General features: G+C 53.0%; 17 protein-coding genes and 1 other annotated feature. Of the genes, 6 read left to right on the top strand and 11 right to left on the bottom strand.

Going from position 1 to position 16522, the window contains the following annotated elements; genetic code table 11:
* Positions 1–240: 240 nt before the first annotated feature.
* From clpB to rluD, 3 genes are all read right to left on the bottom strand, one after another.
* Positions 241–2814, bottom strand: a complete 2574-nt coding sequence (clpB, locus tag BBA90_RS06045) for an ATP-dependent chaperone ClpB (protein ID WP_065648356.1) — start codon at positions 2812–2814, stop codon at positions 241–243.
* A gap of 127 nt (positions 2815–2941) precedes the next feature.
* Entirely contained in the window at positions 2942–3670 is a 729-nt protein-coding gene (gene yfiH / locus BBA90_RS06040) for a purine nucleoside phosphorylase YfiH (protein ID WP_065648355.1), read from the bottom strand.
* Entirely contained in the window at positions 3667–4647 is a 981-nt protein-coding gene (rluD, locus tag BBA90_RS06035) for a 23S rRNA pseudouridine(1911/1915/1917) synthase RluD (RefSeq protein ID WP_065648354.1), read from the bottom strand. The genes yfiH and rluD overlap by 4 nt, the downstream gene beginning before the upstream one ends.
* 128 nt (positions 4648–4775) lie before the next feature.
* Between rluD and bamD the strand changes: the two genes are divergently transcribed.
* The 4 genes from bamD (at position 4776) to pheA (ending at position 7508) form a co-directional block, all read left to right on the top strand.
* Positions 4776–5507, top strand: coding sequence for an outer membrane protein assembly factor BamD (gene bamD, locus BBA90_RS06030; protein WP_065648353.1), 732 nt, complete (start codon positions 4776–4778; stop codon positions 5505–5507).
* A 263-nt stretch (positions 5508–5770) separates the two neighbouring features.
* Complete coding sequence (gene raiA, locus BBA90_RS06025; RefSeq protein ID WP_065648352.1) at positions 5771–6097, top strand: ribosome-associated translation inhibitor RaiA; 327 nt, start codon at positions 5771–5773, stop codon at positions 6095–6097.
* A 98-nt stretch (positions 6098–6195) separates the two neighbouring features.
* Positions 6196–6321 (top strand) — a sequence feature (Phe leader region).
* Positions 6197–6244 carry a pheA operon leader peptide PheL gene (gene pheL / locus BBA90_RS19060; protein WP_104085515.1) on the top strand — a complete coding sequence of 16 codons (48 nt, stop codon included), beginning with the start codon at positions 6197–6199 and terminating at the stop codon, positions 6242–6244. It overlaps the preceding feature by 48 nt.
* A 23-nt stretch (positions 6322–6344) precedes the next feature.
* Positions 6345–7508: a bifunctional chorismate mutase/prephenate dehydratase gene (pheA, locus tag BBA90_RS06020; protein ID WP_065648351.1), complete on the top strand. Its 1164-nt coding sequence runs from the start codon at positions 6345–6347 to the stop codon at positions 7506–7508.
* Positions 7509–7540: 32 nt separating this feature from the next.
* On the opposite strand, the gene tyrA is transcribed toward pheA, so the two are convergent.
* The 7 genes from tyrA to ffh all read right to left on the bottom strand — a co-directional run bounded on the left by tyrA (position 7541) and on the right by ffh (position 13639).
* The gene (gene tyrA, locus BBA90_RS06015) at positions 7541–8662 is read right to left on the bottom strand and encodes a bifunctional chorismate mutase/prephenate dehydrogenase (RefSeq protein ID WP_065648350.1); all 1122 of its coding nucleotides are present in this window, start codon (positions 8660–8662) and stop codon (positions 7541–7543) included.
* Between the two features lie 6 nt (positions 8663–8668).
* On the bottom strand, positions 8669–9748 hold the full coding sequence (locus BBA90_RS06010) for a 3-deoxy-7-phosphoheptulonate synthase (protein ID WP_065648349.1): 1080 nt from the start codon (positions 9746–9748) through the stop codon (positions 8669–8671).
* Positions 9749–10127: 379 nt separating this feature from the next.
* Positions 10128–10478 carry a 50S ribosomal protein L19 gene (gene rplS / locus BBA90_RS06005; RefSeq protein WP_039379805.1) on the bottom strand — a complete coding sequence of 117 codons (351 nt, stop codon included), beginning with the start codon at positions 10476–10478 and terminating at the stop codon, positions 10128–10130.
* Positions 10479–10520: 42 nt separating this feature from the next.
* Positions 10521–11285 (bottom strand): tRNA (guanosine(37)-N1)-methyltransferase TrmD, encoded by a 765-nt coding sequence (trmD, locus tag BBA90_RS06000; RefSeq protein ID WP_065648348.1) that lies wholly within the window; start codon positions 11283–11285, stop codon positions 10521–10523.
* 35 nt (positions 11286–11320) lie between these two features.
* Positions 11321–11869: a ribosome maturation factor RimM gene (gene rimM / locus BBA90_RS05995; protein WP_039379809.1), complete on the bottom strand. Its 549-nt coding sequence runs from the start codon at positions 11867–11869 to the stop codon at positions 11321–11323.
* 18 nt (positions 11870–11887) lie between these two features.
* Positions 11888–12136 (bottom strand): 30S ribosomal protein S16, encoded by a 249-nt coding sequence (gene rpsP, locus BBA90_RS05990; protein WP_007893313.1) that lies wholly within the window; start codon positions 12134–12136, stop codon positions 11888–11890.
* 141 nt (positions 12137–12277) lie between these two features.
* A complete protein-coding gene (gene ffh, locus BBA90_RS05985) occupies positions 12278–13639 on the bottom strand; it encodes a signal recognition particle protein (protein ID WP_065648347.1) in 1362 nt (453 codons plus the stop codon).
* Positions 13640–13805: 166 nt separating this feature from the next.
* On the opposite strand from ffh, the gene BBA90_RS05980 reads away from it, so the two are divergent.
* Together BBA90_RS05980 and BBA90_RS05975 are read left to right on the top strand one after the other, a co-directional pair.
* On the top strand, positions 13806–14600 hold the full coding sequence (locus BBA90_RS05980; protein WP_039379815.1) for a cytochrome C assembly family protein: 795 nt from the start codon (positions 13806–13808) through the stop codon (positions 14598–14600).
* A gap of 11 nt (positions 14601–14611) precedes the next feature.
* Positions 14612–15898: an HlyC/CorC family transporter gene (locus tag BBA90_RS05975; protein WP_065648346.1), complete on the top strand. Its 1287-nt coding sequence runs from the start codon at positions 14612–14614 to the stop codon at positions 15896–15898.
* 47 nt (positions 15899–15945) lie between these two features.
* Here BBA90_RS05975 and luxS read toward each other — a convergent pair whose 3' ends face one another.
* Positions 15946–16461, bottom strand: a complete 516-nt coding sequence (gene luxS / locus BBA90_RS05970; protein ID WP_065648345.1) for an S-ribosylhomocysteine lyase — start codon at positions 16459–16461, stop codon at positions 15946–15948.
* Between the last annotated feature and the right edge of the window lie 61 nt (positions 16462–16522).

Raw genomic sequence — 16522 nt, 5'->3', positions numbered from 1 at the left:
TTTTTTCAGCGTTTTTCTCCGGCGGGGTGAATCACTTCACGCCCTGCTGAGCCCGTCTGCGTTGCCGCTTTGCCGTCTCAGTGGTGGCGCATTATAGGGAGTTCTCGGCGGGTGACAAGTGCTAATTTTAACTTTTTTGCTTAAGCGCTCACTTTCCAGGCAAAGCGTTGTAAAAAACAGCTTGAACGCTTATTTAAGCAACAAAAAACGGGCCCGCAGGCCCGTTTTTATGCGTAACACTTACTGATGAGCGACAATTTCGCCTTCGCTTACATCCATTTCGATAACTTTTCCTGGCACAAATGCACCGGAAAGTATCTTCTGCGCCAGCGGGTTCTCTATATGCTGCTGGATAGCCCGTTTGAGCGGACGTGCACCGTAAACCGGATCGTAGCCATTTTCACCAAGCAGCTTCAGTGCTGCTTCAGAGATGTGCAGCTGATAGCCGCGATCGTCCAGCCGCTGATAAAGACGCTGCAGCTGAATCTGCGCAATAGAGGCAATGTGCTGCTCTCCCAGTGGATGAAACACCACAACTTCATCTATACGGTTGATGAACTCAGGACGGAAGTGGTGTCCGACTACTGTCATTACCGTCTCTTTCATGGCTGGATAGTCAAGTGCGCCAAAACGCTCCTGTATTAAATCCGACCCCAGGTTCGATGTCATAATCACCACCGAATTGCGGAAATCCACGGTACGCCCCTGACCATCAGTCAGTCGACCATCATCCAGCACCTGCAGCAGGATGTTAAACACATCCGGATGCGCTTTCTCTACTTCATCCAGTAAAATCACGGAGTAAGGCCGACGGCGTACTGCTTCAGTAAGATAACCGCCCTCTTCATATCCGACATATCCCGGAGGTGCGCCCACCAGCCGCGAAACCGAATGTTTTTCCATAAACTCAGACATATCGATTCGCACCATCGCATCGTCACTGTCAAACAGGAAGTTTGCCAGCGCTTTGCACAGCTCGGTTTTACCTACCCCGGTTGGACCGAGGAAGAGGAATGAGCCAATCGGACGGTTTGGATCGGACAAGCCTGCCCGGCTGCGACGGATGGCATTAGAAACCGCCTCCACCGCTTCATTCTGGCCGATAACCCGCGCATGCAGCTCCTGCTCCATACGCAGCAATTTGTCACGCTCGCCCTCCATCATGCGTGCTACCGGGATACCGGTCCAGCGCGCCAGTACGTCGGCAATTTCAACGTCAGTTACGCGGTTGCGTAACAATTTCATGATCTTGCCTTCAGCCTGAGTAGCGCTTGCCAGCTGCTTTTCCAGCGCCGGAATTTTGCCATACTGCAGCTCGGACATTTGTGCCAGGTCGCCAACACGTCGCGCCTGCTCCAGCGTCAGTCGAGCCTGCTCCAGCTCCGCTTTAATGTTTTGCGTACCGGTAAGTGATGCTTTTTCAGCTTTCCACTCTTCTTCCAGTTCCGCATATTCGCGCTCTTTCTGATTCAGTTCTGTTTCCAGCATCTCCAGACGTTTGACACTGGCATCATCAGACTCTTTTTTCAGCGCCTGCTGCTCCAGCTTCAGCTGGATAATGCGGCGCTCCAGACGATCGAGCGGCTCAGGTTTGGAATCGATCTGCAGACGAATGCTGGATGCAGCTTCATCTATCAGGTCAATTGCTTTATCCGGCAGCTGACGATCGGCGATATAGCGGTGTGACAATGTTGCTGCTGCCACGATAGCCGGATCGGTGATCTGCACATGGTGATGCAGCTCATAGCGTTCTTTCAGGCCGCGCAGAATAGCAATGGTATCTTCGACGCTGGGCTCCGCGACAAATACCTTCTGGAAGCGGCGCTCCAGGGCAGCATCTTTTTCTATATACTGCCGGTACTCATCCAGCGTGGTTGCGCCAACGCAGTGCAGCTCGCCACGCGCCAGAGCCGGCTTCAGCATGTTTCCTGCGTCCATCGCACCATCGGCTTTGCCTGCGCCTACCATAGTGTGCAGCTCATCGATAAACAGAATGACGTTGCCTTCCTGCTTCGCGAGATCGTTCAGCACCCCTTTCAGGCGCTCTTCAAATTCACCACGATATTTGGCTCCGGCCACCAGCGCACCCATATCCAGCGCCAGCACGCGACGACCTTTCAGCCCTTCAGGCACTTCACCGTTGATAATACGCTGAGCCAGACCTTCAACAATCGCGGTTTTACCCACGCCAGGTTCACCAATCAATACCGGGTTGTTTTTGGTACGGCGCTGCAGCACCTGAATGGTGCGGCGGATCTCTTCATCACGGCCAATTACCGGATCCAGCTTGCCTCGCTCGGCGCGCTCGGTGAGATCGATAGTATATTTCTTCAGTGCCTGGCGCTGATCTTCAGCTCCCTGGTCATTCACGTTTTCGCCTCCACGCAATTGTTCAATAGCGTTCGCGAGTTTGTCAGACGCCACGCCGGCAGCTTTGAGCAGATCCGCCAGCGAACCGCGTGAATCCAGCGCCGCCAGAACAAATAATTCAGATGAGATAAAGTTATCGCCGCGCTTTTGTGCCAGCTTGTCACACAGGTTCAGCATTCGCACCAGATCGGCTGAGGGCTGCACGTCGCCCCCGGTGCCTTCTACCTGGGGCAGACGATTGATTGCCTGTTCAATACTGGTACGCAGAGTGGCGACATCGGCACCTGCTGCGCTGAGCAGCGGACGCACCGATCCCCCTTCCTGATTGAGCAGAGCGCTCATCACATGAAGCGGTTCAATAAACTGGTTATCCTGTCCCAGAGCCAGGGACTGGGCATCAGCAAGGGCTAGCTGGAATTTGTTGGTAAGACGATCCAGACGCATAATTCCTCCCGTTACAGGTCAAAATGCTACTGGAGATTAAAATGAGGTCAGGCCTCAAATTTTCAAGGTTTCTGACCTGATATTGTGAGCAAAAAACAGGCTTACCTGATCGTCTCAGGGGGTAAAGTTATCTTAGCCAGATCAGGGTTGCCATACGCCCGGTCACGCCGTCACGACGAAAGGAGAAAAAATCGTGTTCTTCAGTGAAGGTGCAGCGTCGTGAACCACTGACAGAGGTTACGCCGGCGTTAACCAGACGCTGCTCGGCCAGTAGCCAGAGGTCCGCAAAATACTTCCCGCCCGCCGGACGAAATGCTGCTTCAGCACAGGCATCGTGGGCCATAAAAGCCTGGCGTACTTCCGCCCCTACCTCAAACGCATTGGGTCCGATCGCCGGGCCCAGCCAGGCATATACCTCGCTGGCCGGGCAGTGGAACTGTGCCAGCGTCTGTTCCAGCACGCCGTTACAGAGGCCGCGCCAGCCCGCATGAGCTGCTGCGACTTCACTGCCATCTTTACTGCAAAACAGCACCGGCAGGCAGTCAGCTGTCATAATGGCGCATACCACGCCGGACTCCCGGGTGATGGCTGCGTCAGCCTGTGGCAGCACAGAGGCGGCAGGCAAACGTACTACCGCATTGCCATGTACCTGATTCAGCCACTGCGGCATTGCAGAAAGCGCTAATGTTTCTGCGATGTGCTGGCGATTATGCATTACGTGCGCAGGCGTATCCCCAACGTGGGCCGCGGGGTTGAGCGAATCCCAGGGCGCCACGCTATGACCGCCCTGCCGGGTAGTGGAGCAGGCCCGGACACGCTGCGGCGCAGGCCAGTCCGGGATGATCCACTCACTCATAGCCAGTCCATGCGATCGCGGAACTCTTCGGTATCCGCTTTTAAAGCGTCAATCAGATCAACCATGTCCTGCGGCAACGGTGCATGCCACTCCATTTCAATGCCGGTTATCGGATGATAAAGACGCAGCATCGTCGCGTGCAGTGCCTGACGATCAAATCCACGCAGCGTATTAATGAACGCGTCTGAGGCGCCTTTTGGCGGGCGCGGACGGCCACCATAGAGCGGATCGCCTACCAGCGGATGGTTGATATGCGCCATGTGGACACGAATCTGATGCGTACGCCCGGTTTCCAGACGCAGACGCAGGCGCGTATGGGCCCGGAAATGCTCCATGATGCGGTAGTGCGTGGTTGCCGGTTTCCCCATAGGATGGACGGCCATGTGGGTACGCTTGGTAGAGTGACGCGCCATCGGCTCATCAACGGTGCCACCCGCTGTCATCGTACCGATAGCAACCGCTTCATATTCGCGCGTGATTTCACGCATCTGCAGCGTTTCCACCAGATGCGTTTGTGCCGGAACTGTTTTTGCCACGACCATCAGGCCGGTGGTGTCTTTATCCAGGCGATGAACGATACCGGCGCGCGGTACATCAGCAATCGCCGGAAAATGGTAGAGCAGCGCGTTCAGAATGGTACCGTCAGGATTACCTGCGCCCGGGTGTACCACCAGGTCGCGGGGTTTATTGATAACCAGAATGTGGTCATCTTCATAAACGATATTCAGAGGAATGTTCTGCGCTTCCCAGCGCTGTTCCTCTTCAATCTCAGCATCAATAGCCACCTGCTCACCGCCCAGAACTTTCTCTTTCGGTTTATCGATGATAGTGCCGTTGACGCTGACGCGGCGATCGAGGATCCACTCTTTTATGCGGGAGCGTGAATAATCAGGGAACAATTCTGCCAAAGTCTGATCTAAACGTTGTCCAAGCTGTGCTTCGGACACCGTTGCGGTGAGTTGAACTTGTTGTGCCATATACAGCTTCTTCGTTAACGTTGGGTTTTACGGCGATGCCGTTTAATATAATGTGCTATCGTACTGGTCATTACCGGGAGCTATACGGACAGCTTCCGCCATAACATTTTGAGGATAATCATTTCGTCATGACGCGTATGAAACATCTGGTGGCTGCCGCCACATTGAGCCTGGCCCTGGTGGGCTGCTCAGGCTCATCTGATCCGGTTCCGGACAGCCCGCCGTCTGAAATTTATGCCACAGCTCAGCAAAAGCTGCAGGACGGTAACTTCAAAGCGGCAATTAAGCAACTGGAAGCGCTGGATAATCGTTATCCGTTTGGTCCTTACTCGCAGCAGGTGCAGCTGGATTTAATCTACGCGTATTACAAAAATGCCGATCTTCCGCTGGCGCAGGCTGCTATCTCGCGCTTCATGCGTCTGAACCCTACTCATCCGAATATCGATTACGTCATCTATATGAAAGGCCTGACGGATATGGCTCTGGATGACTCCGCTCTGCAGGGCTTCTTTGGTATCGATCGCTCCGATCGCGATCCCAACCATGCGCGCGACGCCTTCCGTGACTTCTCCCAGCTGCTGCGTAGCTACCCAAACAGCCAGTATGCGGCGGATGCTCAGAAACGCCTGACCTATCTGAAAGATCGTCTGGCGAAATATGAACTTTCGGTGGCGCAATTCTATACCAAGCGCGGGGCCTATGTCGCTGTTGTTAATCGTGTGGAAGGCATGATGCGCGATTATCAGGATACGCAGGCAACACGTGATGCGCTGCCGCTGATGGAGAATGCTTATCGCCAGCTGCAGTTAACGGCCGAAGCTGACAAAGTGGCGAAAATTATCGCGGCCAATAACAGTTAAAAAACCGGTTGGTAACGTGCTTAAAAAGCAGCCAGCTGGCTGCTTTTTTTATGCCTGCAAAGGGCATCTGCGTTGCAGTTAACCTGTCAATCCTGCCCTGCTGTTCTGCTGTCTTCAAGCATTTTTTGAATAATCTCCGGTCTTTCTCGCAAATCCTCTGCGTTGACAAAAAGTGACCTTCCTATGTGATCAAGATCACATAAATTCCTGTGGGGCGCGGTATGCTGATTCTACCCAGACGGAAATGACAGAGAGGTTTAACTATGATTCTGAACATTACCAGTAAACAAATGGAAATCACTCCGGCCATCCGCAGCCATGTCGAAGACCGTCTCGCTAAGTTGGAAAAGCGGCAAGTCCACCTCATTAACCCACACATCGTGTTGTCAAAAGAGCCTAAAGAGTTTGCGGCAGATGCCACGATTAATACGCCTAACGGTACTCTGGTTGCCAGTGCCAGACATGGTGATATGTATACCGCCATCAATGATTTGATTGAGAAACTGGGGCGCCAGCTAAATAAAGCTCAGCACAAGCCTGAAGCACGCCGCGCTGCCAGCAGTGTTAAAGATTTTATTCCGGCAGGATAAACGCTGTAGTTATAAAAAACGCGCCAGCTGGCGCGTTTTTTATTGACAGCTTTTAAGCAGTACGATTACTCTCAGAACACTTTCCTGCCGGAATCAGACATGAAACATCAGCCATTTTTCTTCGCATTCTTTTTTACCTTCCCCTGAACGGGAGGCGTGTCGTCATGCGAAAATGAATGCGAAGACGAATGACAAAGCCTCCCCCAGCGGGAGGCTTTTTTTTTAACTGTATTTACAGGTGAGCCTAATGAGTATCGATAATCCACTGCTCGCGCTGCGCGACAAAATCAGCGCGGTTGACAGCAAATTACTTGCGTTACTGGCTGAGCGACGGTCGCTGGCAATCGAAGTTGCTCAGGCGAAACTGACTACGCTGCGGCCTATCCGCGATATTGAGCGGGAGCGTGCCCTGCTGGAAACTCTGATTTCCCTCGGTAAAGAGCAGCAGCTCGACGCCCACTACATTACCCGTCTGTTTCAGCTGATTATTGAAGATTCGGTGCTGACGCAGCAGGCGCTGCTGCAGAAAAACCTGAACCACCCGCACGCGCTGGCTCCCCGCATCGCCTTTCTGGGACCTAAGGGATCTTATTCGCATCTGGCCGCCCGTAAATATGCGTCACGCCATTTTGCTTCATATGTTGAAAACGGCTATCTGAAATTTCAGGATATTATCCAGCAGGTTGAGGCTGGCCAGGCTGACTATGCGGTCATGCCGATTGAAAATACCAGCTCCGGCTCCATCAACGATGTTTATGATCTGCTGCAGCAGACGTCGCTCTCTATCATTGGCGAACTAACGATCCCCATCGAGCATTGTGTACTGGTAAAAGAGACGACCACGCTTAAACAGATAAAAACGGTCTACAGCCATTCCCAGCCTTTTCAGCAGTGCAGTCAGTTTATCAACCGTTTCCCGCAGTGGAAAATTGAGTATACCGAAAGCACTGCTGCAGCCATGGAGAAAGTCGCCGCCCTTAATTCACCTGACGTTGCGGCTCTGGGCAGCGAAGCAGGCGGTGAACTCTATGGCCTGCAGGTGCTTGAGCGAAACCTGGCAAATCAGCAGCAGAACCACACGCGTTTTATCGTACTGGCGCGCAAGCCGGTTGATGTTTCAATGCAGGTGCCTGCTAAAACCACGCTGATCATGGCCACCGGGCAGCAGGCAGGTGCGCTGGTGGAGGCGCTGCTGGTACTGCGCAAACATAACCTGATTATGAGCCGGCTGGAGAATCGCCCGATTAACGGTAACCCGTGGGAAGAGATGTTTTATATTGATGTTCAGGGCAATCTGCAGTCGGAAAATATGCAGCTGGCGCTGGAAGAATTGCGCGAGCTGACCCGCTCGCTGAAAGTGCTGGGCTGCTATCCCGGTGAAAATGTAGTTCCGGTTGAACCCCGTATATAAGCAGAAAGGGCACCGCTAAAGGTGCCCTTTTTTTATTGCCGGCTATCGTTAGCCGAGCGTAACAGGCTGCGGCTCTCAACCAGAAAACGCTGAGCGTGATCGCCAAACCACTGTTCCACGCGTTCAAAGCTGCTGATAAACGCCTGCTTATTGCTCTGCTCCAGCAGCGAGATAGCTTCACCAAACCGCTGGTGGTAACGCTTTATCAGCGCCAGGTTACTTTCTGAAGACATAATGATATCGGCATAGAGCTGCGGATCCTGCGCAAACAGCCGCCCCACCATGGCCAGCTCCAGCCGGTAGATAGGCGAAGAGAGCGCCAGCAGCTGATCCAGATTAACATTCTCTTCGGCCAGGTGCAGACCATAAGCGAAGGTCGTAAAATGGCGCAGCGCCTGAATAAAAGCCATGTTCTGATCGTGTTCTGTGGCACTGATGCAGTGCAGCCGTGCGCCCCAGACCTGAATCTGTTCCAGAAACCACTGATACGCTTCCGGTTGCCGACCGTCACACCAGACTACCACCTGTTTTGCCAGACTGCCGCTGTCAGGCCCAAACATCGGATGCAGGCCCAGTACCGGCCCGGTGTGCGCGGCAAGCATGGCCTGTAGCGGCCTGTTTTTCACCGATGCAAGATCCACCAGAATGCAATCGTCCGGCAACGCAGGCAGATCGGCAATGATCTTCTCAGTGAGATGGATTGGTACACTGATGATCACCATGCCCGCATCCTGCAGGAGTTGATCGGCGCGATCCCAGTCCTGCTTGTCCAGAATACGCACCTGATAACCGGACAGCGTCAGCATCTTTTCAAACAGACGCCCCATCTTGCCGCTGCCACCGACGATCACTACCGGACGCAGTGAAGGACAGAGCGTTTTAAACCCTTTGTCATTTTCATGCGTATAGGATTCCCGCATCAGGCGACGCAGTACATCTTCAATCAGATCGGGAGAAACGCCGAGCGCTTCCGCTTCCTGCCGGCGCGACGCCAGCATACTTGCTTCACGCTCGGGTACATAAATCGGCAGGCCATAACGGCTTTTTACTTCGCCAACCTGGGCCACCAGCTCCAGTCGTTTTGCCAGCAGCCCAAGCAGCGCCTGATCGACTTCATCAATTTGATCGCGTAATGCGGTCAGTTCAGCCACCATGACTCTTTATACCTCGTGTGACAGACGCGCCGGCAGCACTCCCTGCAGATCCTGATGGATAGTGCGCAGCAGCGTTTCGGTGGTGTTCCAGTCAATACAGGCATCGGTTACCGAAACACCATATTTCATTTCGCTGCGCGGCTGCTCTGAAGGCTGATTGCCTTCATGAATATTGCTCTCCAGCATCAGGCCGATAATAGAGCGGTTTCCATCTTTAATCTGCGCAATAGCCGATTCGGCTACCCCAGGCTGACGACGATAGTCTTTGTTAGAATTGCCATGGCTGCAATCTATCATTAAGGCCGGGCGCAGTCCTGCTTTCAGCATCTCTTTTTCACACTGCGCGACATCATCCGGGCCGTAGTTAGGCGCTTTACCACCACGCAGAATAACGTGCCCGTCCGGGTTGCCCTGTGTCTGCAGCAGGCAGACCTGCCCAGCCTGGTTAATCCCGACAAACCGGTGTGGCATCGCTGCCGCACGCATGGCATTAATCGCCGTGCCAAGACTGCCATCGGTGCCGTTTTTGAAACCCACCGGCATAGAGAGGCCTGATGCCATCTCACGGTGCGTCTGCGATTCCGTTGTGCGCGCACCAATCGCTGACCAGCTGAAAAGATCGCCGAGGTATTGCGGGCTATTGGGATCCAGCGCTTCTGTCGCCAGCGGCAGCCCCATTTCAACCAGATTTACCAGCAGCTGACGCGCAATGTGCAGCCCGGCTTCCATATCAAACGAGTTGTTCATGTAAGGATCGTTGATCAGCCCCTTCCAGCCTACGGTAGTGCGGGGTTTCTCAAAATAGACGCGCATGACGATATACAGCTGATCCTTCAGCTGCACAGAGAGATCTTTCAACTGACGGGCGTACACCAGGGCTGCTTCCGGATCGTGGATTGAGCAGGGACCGCAGACCACCAGCAGGCGCGGATCGCGTCCGGCAATAATATCTGCAATGGTGTTACGTGAAGCCGCAATCTGCGCCTCCTGCTCTGCCGTCAGAGGAAAGCGTGCTTTCAGCTCCTGCGGCGTAATCAAAATCTGTTCGTCAGCGATATGTACGTTGTTCAGCGCGTCTTTCTGCATGATGGCGATCCTTTTTACTCGTCTGTGCGGTTTGGATCCTCAGTGAGGATGACGCTTACTTTATCACAGGCTGTATCACATGCAATCCATGCATGTACACTATTTTTACCACCTATATTTAATTCAGCTTAAATAACCAATAAATATCATATATATCATGTAATTATATTTATATTGCAACCAAAACCGAACCAGTTATTCGTAAACTAATATTTACATCACGCGCATTCTGTATCTTTTTCGTTGCAGGCTGGCAGCATGGGCTGATTATGCTGCCGGACAAGCCAGCCAATGCAGCGGTTTATCGCTTAAAACGCCCATAAAAAAAGGGGTCAGCCTGTGGCCAACCCCTTGTTTGCTATTAACTTTAGGATGTCGCTTACGCGCCAAGACGCTCTTTGATACGAGCTGACTTACCGGTGCGCTCACGCAGGTAGTACAGTTTGGCTTTACGCACAGCACCACGACGTTTGACAGTAATGCTGTCAATTACCGGAGAGTGAGTCTGGAAGACACGCTCAACGCCTTCGCCGTTGGAAATTTTGCGAACAGTGAATGCAGAGTGCAGACCGCGGTTACGAATAGCGATAACCACGCCCTCGAATGCCTGCAGACGTTTTTTAGAACCTTCAACGACCCATACTTTCACTTCCACGGAATCACCCGGACGGAATGAAGGTACATCCTGTTTCAGCTGTTCTTGTTCAATTTGCTTGATAATGTTGCTCATAATTAAATCTCATATCCTGGGTAAACTGATAGTCAGGGAAGATTACTCTTCCGCTTCATCGTTTTGTTGCTGCTGCTGTTCCCGCTGGAACTCAGTCAGCAACCTTGCTTGCTCTTCAGTCAGAGCCAGGTTTTCCAGAAGTTCAGGTCTTCTTAGCCAGGTACGGCCTAGCGACTGTTTCAGGCGCCAGCGGCGAATATCGGCATGGTTGCCCGACAGCAGAACTGACGGTACTTCCATCCCCTCTAACACTTCAGGCCGGGTATAGTGCGGGCAATCCAGCAAACCATCCGAAAATGAGTCTTCATCGGCGGACGCCTGCTTGCCCAGTACGCCGGGAATAAACCGGGCGACGGAGTCAATCAGCGTCATGGCTGGCAGCTCACCACCACTGAGAACGTAATCGCCGATTGACCACTCTTCGTCAATCTCTGTATGGATCACGCGCTCATCAATACCTTCGTAGCGACCACAAACCAGAATCAGCTTCTGGTTAGTCGCCAGTTCGCAAACGCCCTGTTGGTCAAGTTTGCGTCCCTGAGGTGACAGATAAATCACCTTAGCACCTTCTCCCGCCGCTGCTTTCGCTGCGTGGATCGCATCCCGTAAGGGTTGCACCATCATCAACATTCCCGGTCCGCCGCCGTAAGGACGATCGTCCACGGTACGGTGCCGGTCGTGCGTGAAGTTACGAGGACTCCAGCTCTCAATGTTGAGCAGGCCATTTTTAACTGCCCGGCCAGTTACCCCGTACTCGGTAATAGCGCGAAACATCTCTGGAAACAGGCTGATAACACCAATCCACATCGCGTTCGCCGTTACGTTACCGGATTGTCCGGAGATCAAAAACCAGGATCCCAGTCTACTTCAATAGTGCCAGTAGCGAGATCGACTTTCTTGATAACCTGTTCATCGAGAAACGGTATTAACCGCTCCTGTACACCGAATGCATCTTTCAGGTTCGCCTTAACGACGAGTACGTCGTTTGAGCCGGTTTCCATCAAATCAATGACTTTGCCCATCTCATAGCCGTCGAGGTTCACTACTTTGCAACCCATAAGGTCTTTCCAGTAGTAATCACCCTCTCCCAGCGCAGGCAGCTGCGTGGAGTCAACCGTGATTTCACAATTGGTCAACTGCGCCGCCGCGTCCCGATCGTCAATGCCGTTGACTTTGATAATCAGGTCCTGATTGTGGTGCTTCCAACCTTCCAGTTCTACCTGCTGCCATTTACCGGCGCGCTGGATAAACCAGGGTTGATAGTCGAAGATGCTTTCAGCGTCTTCAGTGGAGGAAAACACTTTGAGCCAGCCCCGAATTCCGTAAGCGGCACCCATTTTACCCAAAACGATGGGATTAACAGGAGGCTGTGCGGCAGGTTTACTGGTCATGCTCACCACCGTGACAGATTAAGCTGCTTTTTTTGCTTCTTTGATCAGCGCGTTAACGCGATCGGAAAGCGTTGCGCCCTGGCCAACCCAGTGCTCAATACGGTCCAGGTCCAGACGCAGACCTTCAGCCTGACCAGATGCGATCGGGTTGAAGAAACCAACGCGCTCAATGAAGCGACCGTTGCGTGCATTGCGGCTGTCAGTGACGACGACCTGGTAGAACGGACGCTTTTTCGCGCCGTGACGTGCCAAACGAATTGTTACCATAACATCCTCTTTAGTTAATAAAACAACCGGACCCCATCGAGGAACGGGGTCCGGGTGCAATATAAAAAGCCCGAAAATTTTACTCATTTTGGCGCAAAAAGCAACCGCAGTAGCATACTTTTCTGGCTGTGTAGTGATCTCTTAACGGCTCGGGAACCCTGGCGGCATCATACCCTTCATGCCACGCATCATTTTGGCCATGCCGCCTTTCTTCATCTTTTTCATCATGCGCTGCATATCATCGAACTGCTTCAGCAGCCGATTGACATCCTGCACCTGCATGCCGGCGCCAGTTGCGATGCGACGCTTACGCGAGCCCTTGATGATTTCAGGCTTTTCACGCTCTTTGCGCGTCATGGAGTTGATGATGGCTTCCATACGCACCAGCACCTTGTCGTCCATTTGCGATTTGACGTTATCCGGTAGCTGCCCCATTCCCGGCAGTTTACCCATCAGGCTGGCCATGCCGCCCATATTGCGCATCTGCTTGAGCTGCTCAAGGAAGTCATTGAGATCGAAACCGTCACCGGTTTTCAGCTTTTTCGCCAGCTTTTCCGCCTGATCGCGGTCAACCTTGCTCTCAATATCTTCAATCAGCGACAGGACATCGCCCATGCCCAGAATGCGCGAAGCGATACGGTCGGGATAAAATGCTTCCAGCGCCTCGGTTTTTTCACCCATCCCCATAAACTTGATCGGTTTACCGGTGATGTGACGAATCGAGAGCGCGGCACCGCCGCGTGCATCACCATCAACCTTGGTCAGGATCACCCCGGTCAGCGGCAGCGCTTCATTAAAGGCTTTCGCCGTGTTCGCGGCATCCTGACCGGTCATGGCATCGACAACAAACAGCGTTTCCACCGGATTAATCGCGGCGTGCACCTGTTTGATTTCGTCCATCATCGCTTCGTCTACGTGCAGACGACCTGCGGTATCGACCAGCAGCACGTCGTAGAACTTCAGCTTCGCCTCTTTCAGCGCATGCTTAACGATATCGACCGGCTTCTGGCTGAGATCGGAGGGACAGAAATCCACGCCCACCTGCTGCGCCAGCGTCTCCAGCTGTTTAATCGCCGCCGGGCGATAAACGTCAGCCGAGACCACCAGCACCTTTTTCTTGTGCTTTTCGCGCAAAAATTTACCGAGTTTACCCACGCTGGTGGTTTTACCGGCACCCTGCAGACCCGCCATCAGCACCACGGCTGGCGGCTGAGCATTGAGGTTCAGGGTGTTATTTTCAGCACCCATGGCCGCAATCAGTTCGTTGCGGACAATCTTGATAAACTCCTGACCCGGCGTCAGGCTTTTATTGACGTCGTGTCCGACCGCTGCTTCTTTTACGCGGTTAATAAATTCACGTACCACCGGCAGCGCAACGTCCGCCTCCAGCAGCGCCATGCGCACTTCGCGCAGGGTATCTTTGATGTTCTCTTCGGTCAGCCTTCCGCGGCCGCTGATGTTGCGCAGGGTTTGCGACAAACGATCGGTTAAATTATCAAACATGCTCTCTCACTTAATACCGTAGCGAGGCCGCCTGAGCGACACAATGCGCCGGATTATAACACGAAGCCTCAGCGATCTCTGCAATTGACCGTGAGATCGTTTGGAGCATACTGCCGCTGACGCTATACTGCTTTTTTCCTTATCTCATCATTCTCAGAAAGGATCTATGTTCGTTTTCGCGATCGTGGCGCTGTTCGCCTACTCCCTCAGTCTTGCCCTTATCATCCCCAGCTTACTGAAACGTAACAGCGGCTGGCGGCGATTTGCTGTTCTCTCAGCCTGCGTTGCGCTGATTGCGCACGCTGTCGCGCTGCAGCAGCGGATATTTGCTATTGATAGCGGGCAGAATCTCAGCTTACTTAATATTGGATCGCTGGTAAGCCTGCTGATTTGCGCCATCATGACTATTGTCGCTTCACGCAACCGTGGCTGGCTGCTGCTGCCGGTAGTGTATAGCTTTGCGTTAATTAACCTGGCTTTTGCCACGTTTGTTCCGAATGCCTTTATTACGCATCTGGAGACCACGCCGGGCATGATGGTGCATATCGGTCTGTCGCTGTTTGCTTATGCCACGCTGATTATTGCCGCGCTCTATGCGCTGCAGCTGGCGTGGATAGATTATCAGCTGAAAAATAAAAAACTCGCTTTCACGCAGGACATGCCGCCGCTATTAAGCATTGAGCGCAAAATGTTTCATATCACGCAGATTGGCGTGGTGCTGCTGACGCTGGTGCTCTGCACCGGGCTTTTCTTCATGGATAACCTGTTCAGTGCAGAAAATATTGATAAGGCAGTGCTCTCTATTCTCGCGTGGTTTGTCTATATCGTGCTGCTCTGGGGGCACTACCGTGAAGGGTGGCGCGGACGGCGCGTGGTGTGGTTTAACTGCGGCGGTGCGCTGCTGCTGACCATGGCCTACTTCGGCAGTCGCGTACTGCAGCATCTTCTCACTTCCCATTAAGGAATTTCTCGTTGGAACATGTTTCAACCACCACGATGATCATCATCCTTGTCATCATGGTGCTGGTCTCAGCGTACTTCTCCGGATCTGAGACCGGCATGATGACGCTCAACCGCTACAAGCTGCGGCACAAAGCCAAAAGCGGTAACCGTGCAGCGCGACGCGTTGAGAAACTGCTGCGCCGGCCAGATCGCCTGATTAGCCTGGTTTTAATCGGCAATAACCTGGTCAATATTCTCGCCTCCGCGCTGGGCACGATTGTAGGGATGCGCCTGTATGGTGATGCCGGCGTCGCTATCGCCACTGGCGTGCTGACCTTCGTTGTTCTGGTTTTTGCCGAAGTTCTGCCTAAAACCATCGCGGCGCTCTACCCTGAAAAAGTGGCCTATCCCAGCAGCGTTTTGCTGGCCCCGCTGCAGTATGTGATGCTGCCGCTGGTCTGGCTGCTCAATACCATTACGCGCATGCTGATGCGTATGGTGGGGATCAAAGCAGAAGGCTCCGTAAGCTCCGCGTTAAGCAAAGAGGAGCTGCGTACCATTGTCTACGAATCGCGCTCGCTGATGTCTCGCCGTAATCAGGATATGCTGCTGTCCGTGCTCGATCTGGAAAAAGTCAGCGTGGATGACATCATGGTGCCGCGCAATGAAATTGTTGGCATCAATATCAATGACGACTGGAAATCGATTGAGCGCCAGCTGAGTAACTCACCGCATGGCCGTATTGTGCTGTTTCGTGACTCCCTTGACGATACCGTAGGCATGCTGCGCGTGCGCGAAGCCTGGCGCATGATGACAGAGAAAAAAGAATTCAATAAGGAACGCCTGCTGCGCGCGGCAGATGAGATCTACTATGTTCCGGAGGGTACACCGCTGAATGTGCAGCTGGTTAAATTCCAGCGTAATAAGAAAAAAGCGGGTCTGGTGGTGGATGAGTATGGCGATATCAAGGGTCTTATCACCATCGAAGATATTCTGGAAGAGATAGTCGGCGACTTTACCACTTCGATGTCCCCTTCTCTGGCTGAAGAGGTGATGCCGCAGAATGATGGCTCGGTGCTGATTGAAGGCAGTGCTAACGTGCGCGAAATCAATAAGGCGTTCAACTGGACGCTGCCGGAAGAGGAAGCGCGCACCATTAATGGCATGCTGCTCGAGGTGCTGGAGGAGATCCCGCAGACCGAAACGCGGGTACAGGTCGGCAGCTATGACATCGATATTCTTGATGTGCAGGACAACATGGTGAAGCAGGTGCGGGTTACACCGCAGCAGCCGCTGAAAAGCTCAGTGGGTTCGTGATATAAAAAACGCCGCAGACTATGCGGCGTTTTTACAGAAAGACCTAATCAGATATGCAGTTCTTTCAGCTTTTCCGCTGGCAGCTTCAGATCGTCGTTACGATTAACGCCAATCTCATGTGACAGAACATTACGCGCAATCTGCTGCGCTTCATCCAGAGAGTGCAGCTTATAGCTGCCACACTGATACTCATTAAGCTCCGGGATCTGATTCTGATCTTTCACTTTCAGAACATCTTCCATCGCCCCTTTCCACGCCTGCGCCACGCGCTGCTCATCTGGCGTGCCAATCAGGCTCATGTAGAAGCCGGTACGGCATCCCATTGGAGAGATGTCCACGATTTCCACACCGTCACCGTTGAGGTGATCGCGCATAAAACCGGCAAACAGATGCTCCAGCGTATGGATCCCGCGCTCGGTCAGAATGTCGATATTTGGCCGGCAAAAACGCAGATCGAAAACGGTGATCGTATCGCCATGCGGCGTTTTCATGGTCTTTGCCACGCGTACTGCCGGCGCGGCCATGATGGTGTGATCAACGGTAAAACTGTCCAGTAGTGGCATACGTCACCTCCTGTTTAAAAATTTTTTTCTGAACGATGAAACTTTTCTCGTCGTTCTGCGT

The organism is Pantoea eucrina (genome assembly GCF_001691555.1).
In the GTDB taxonomy this organism is placed as follows: domain Bacteria; phylum Pseudomonadota; class Gammaproteobacteria; order Enterobacterales; family Enterobacteriaceae; genus Pantoea; species Pantoea borealis.
The sequence above is the reverse complement of the archived record's forward strand: the minus strand, read 5'-3'. Positions and strand labels throughout refer to the sequence as shown.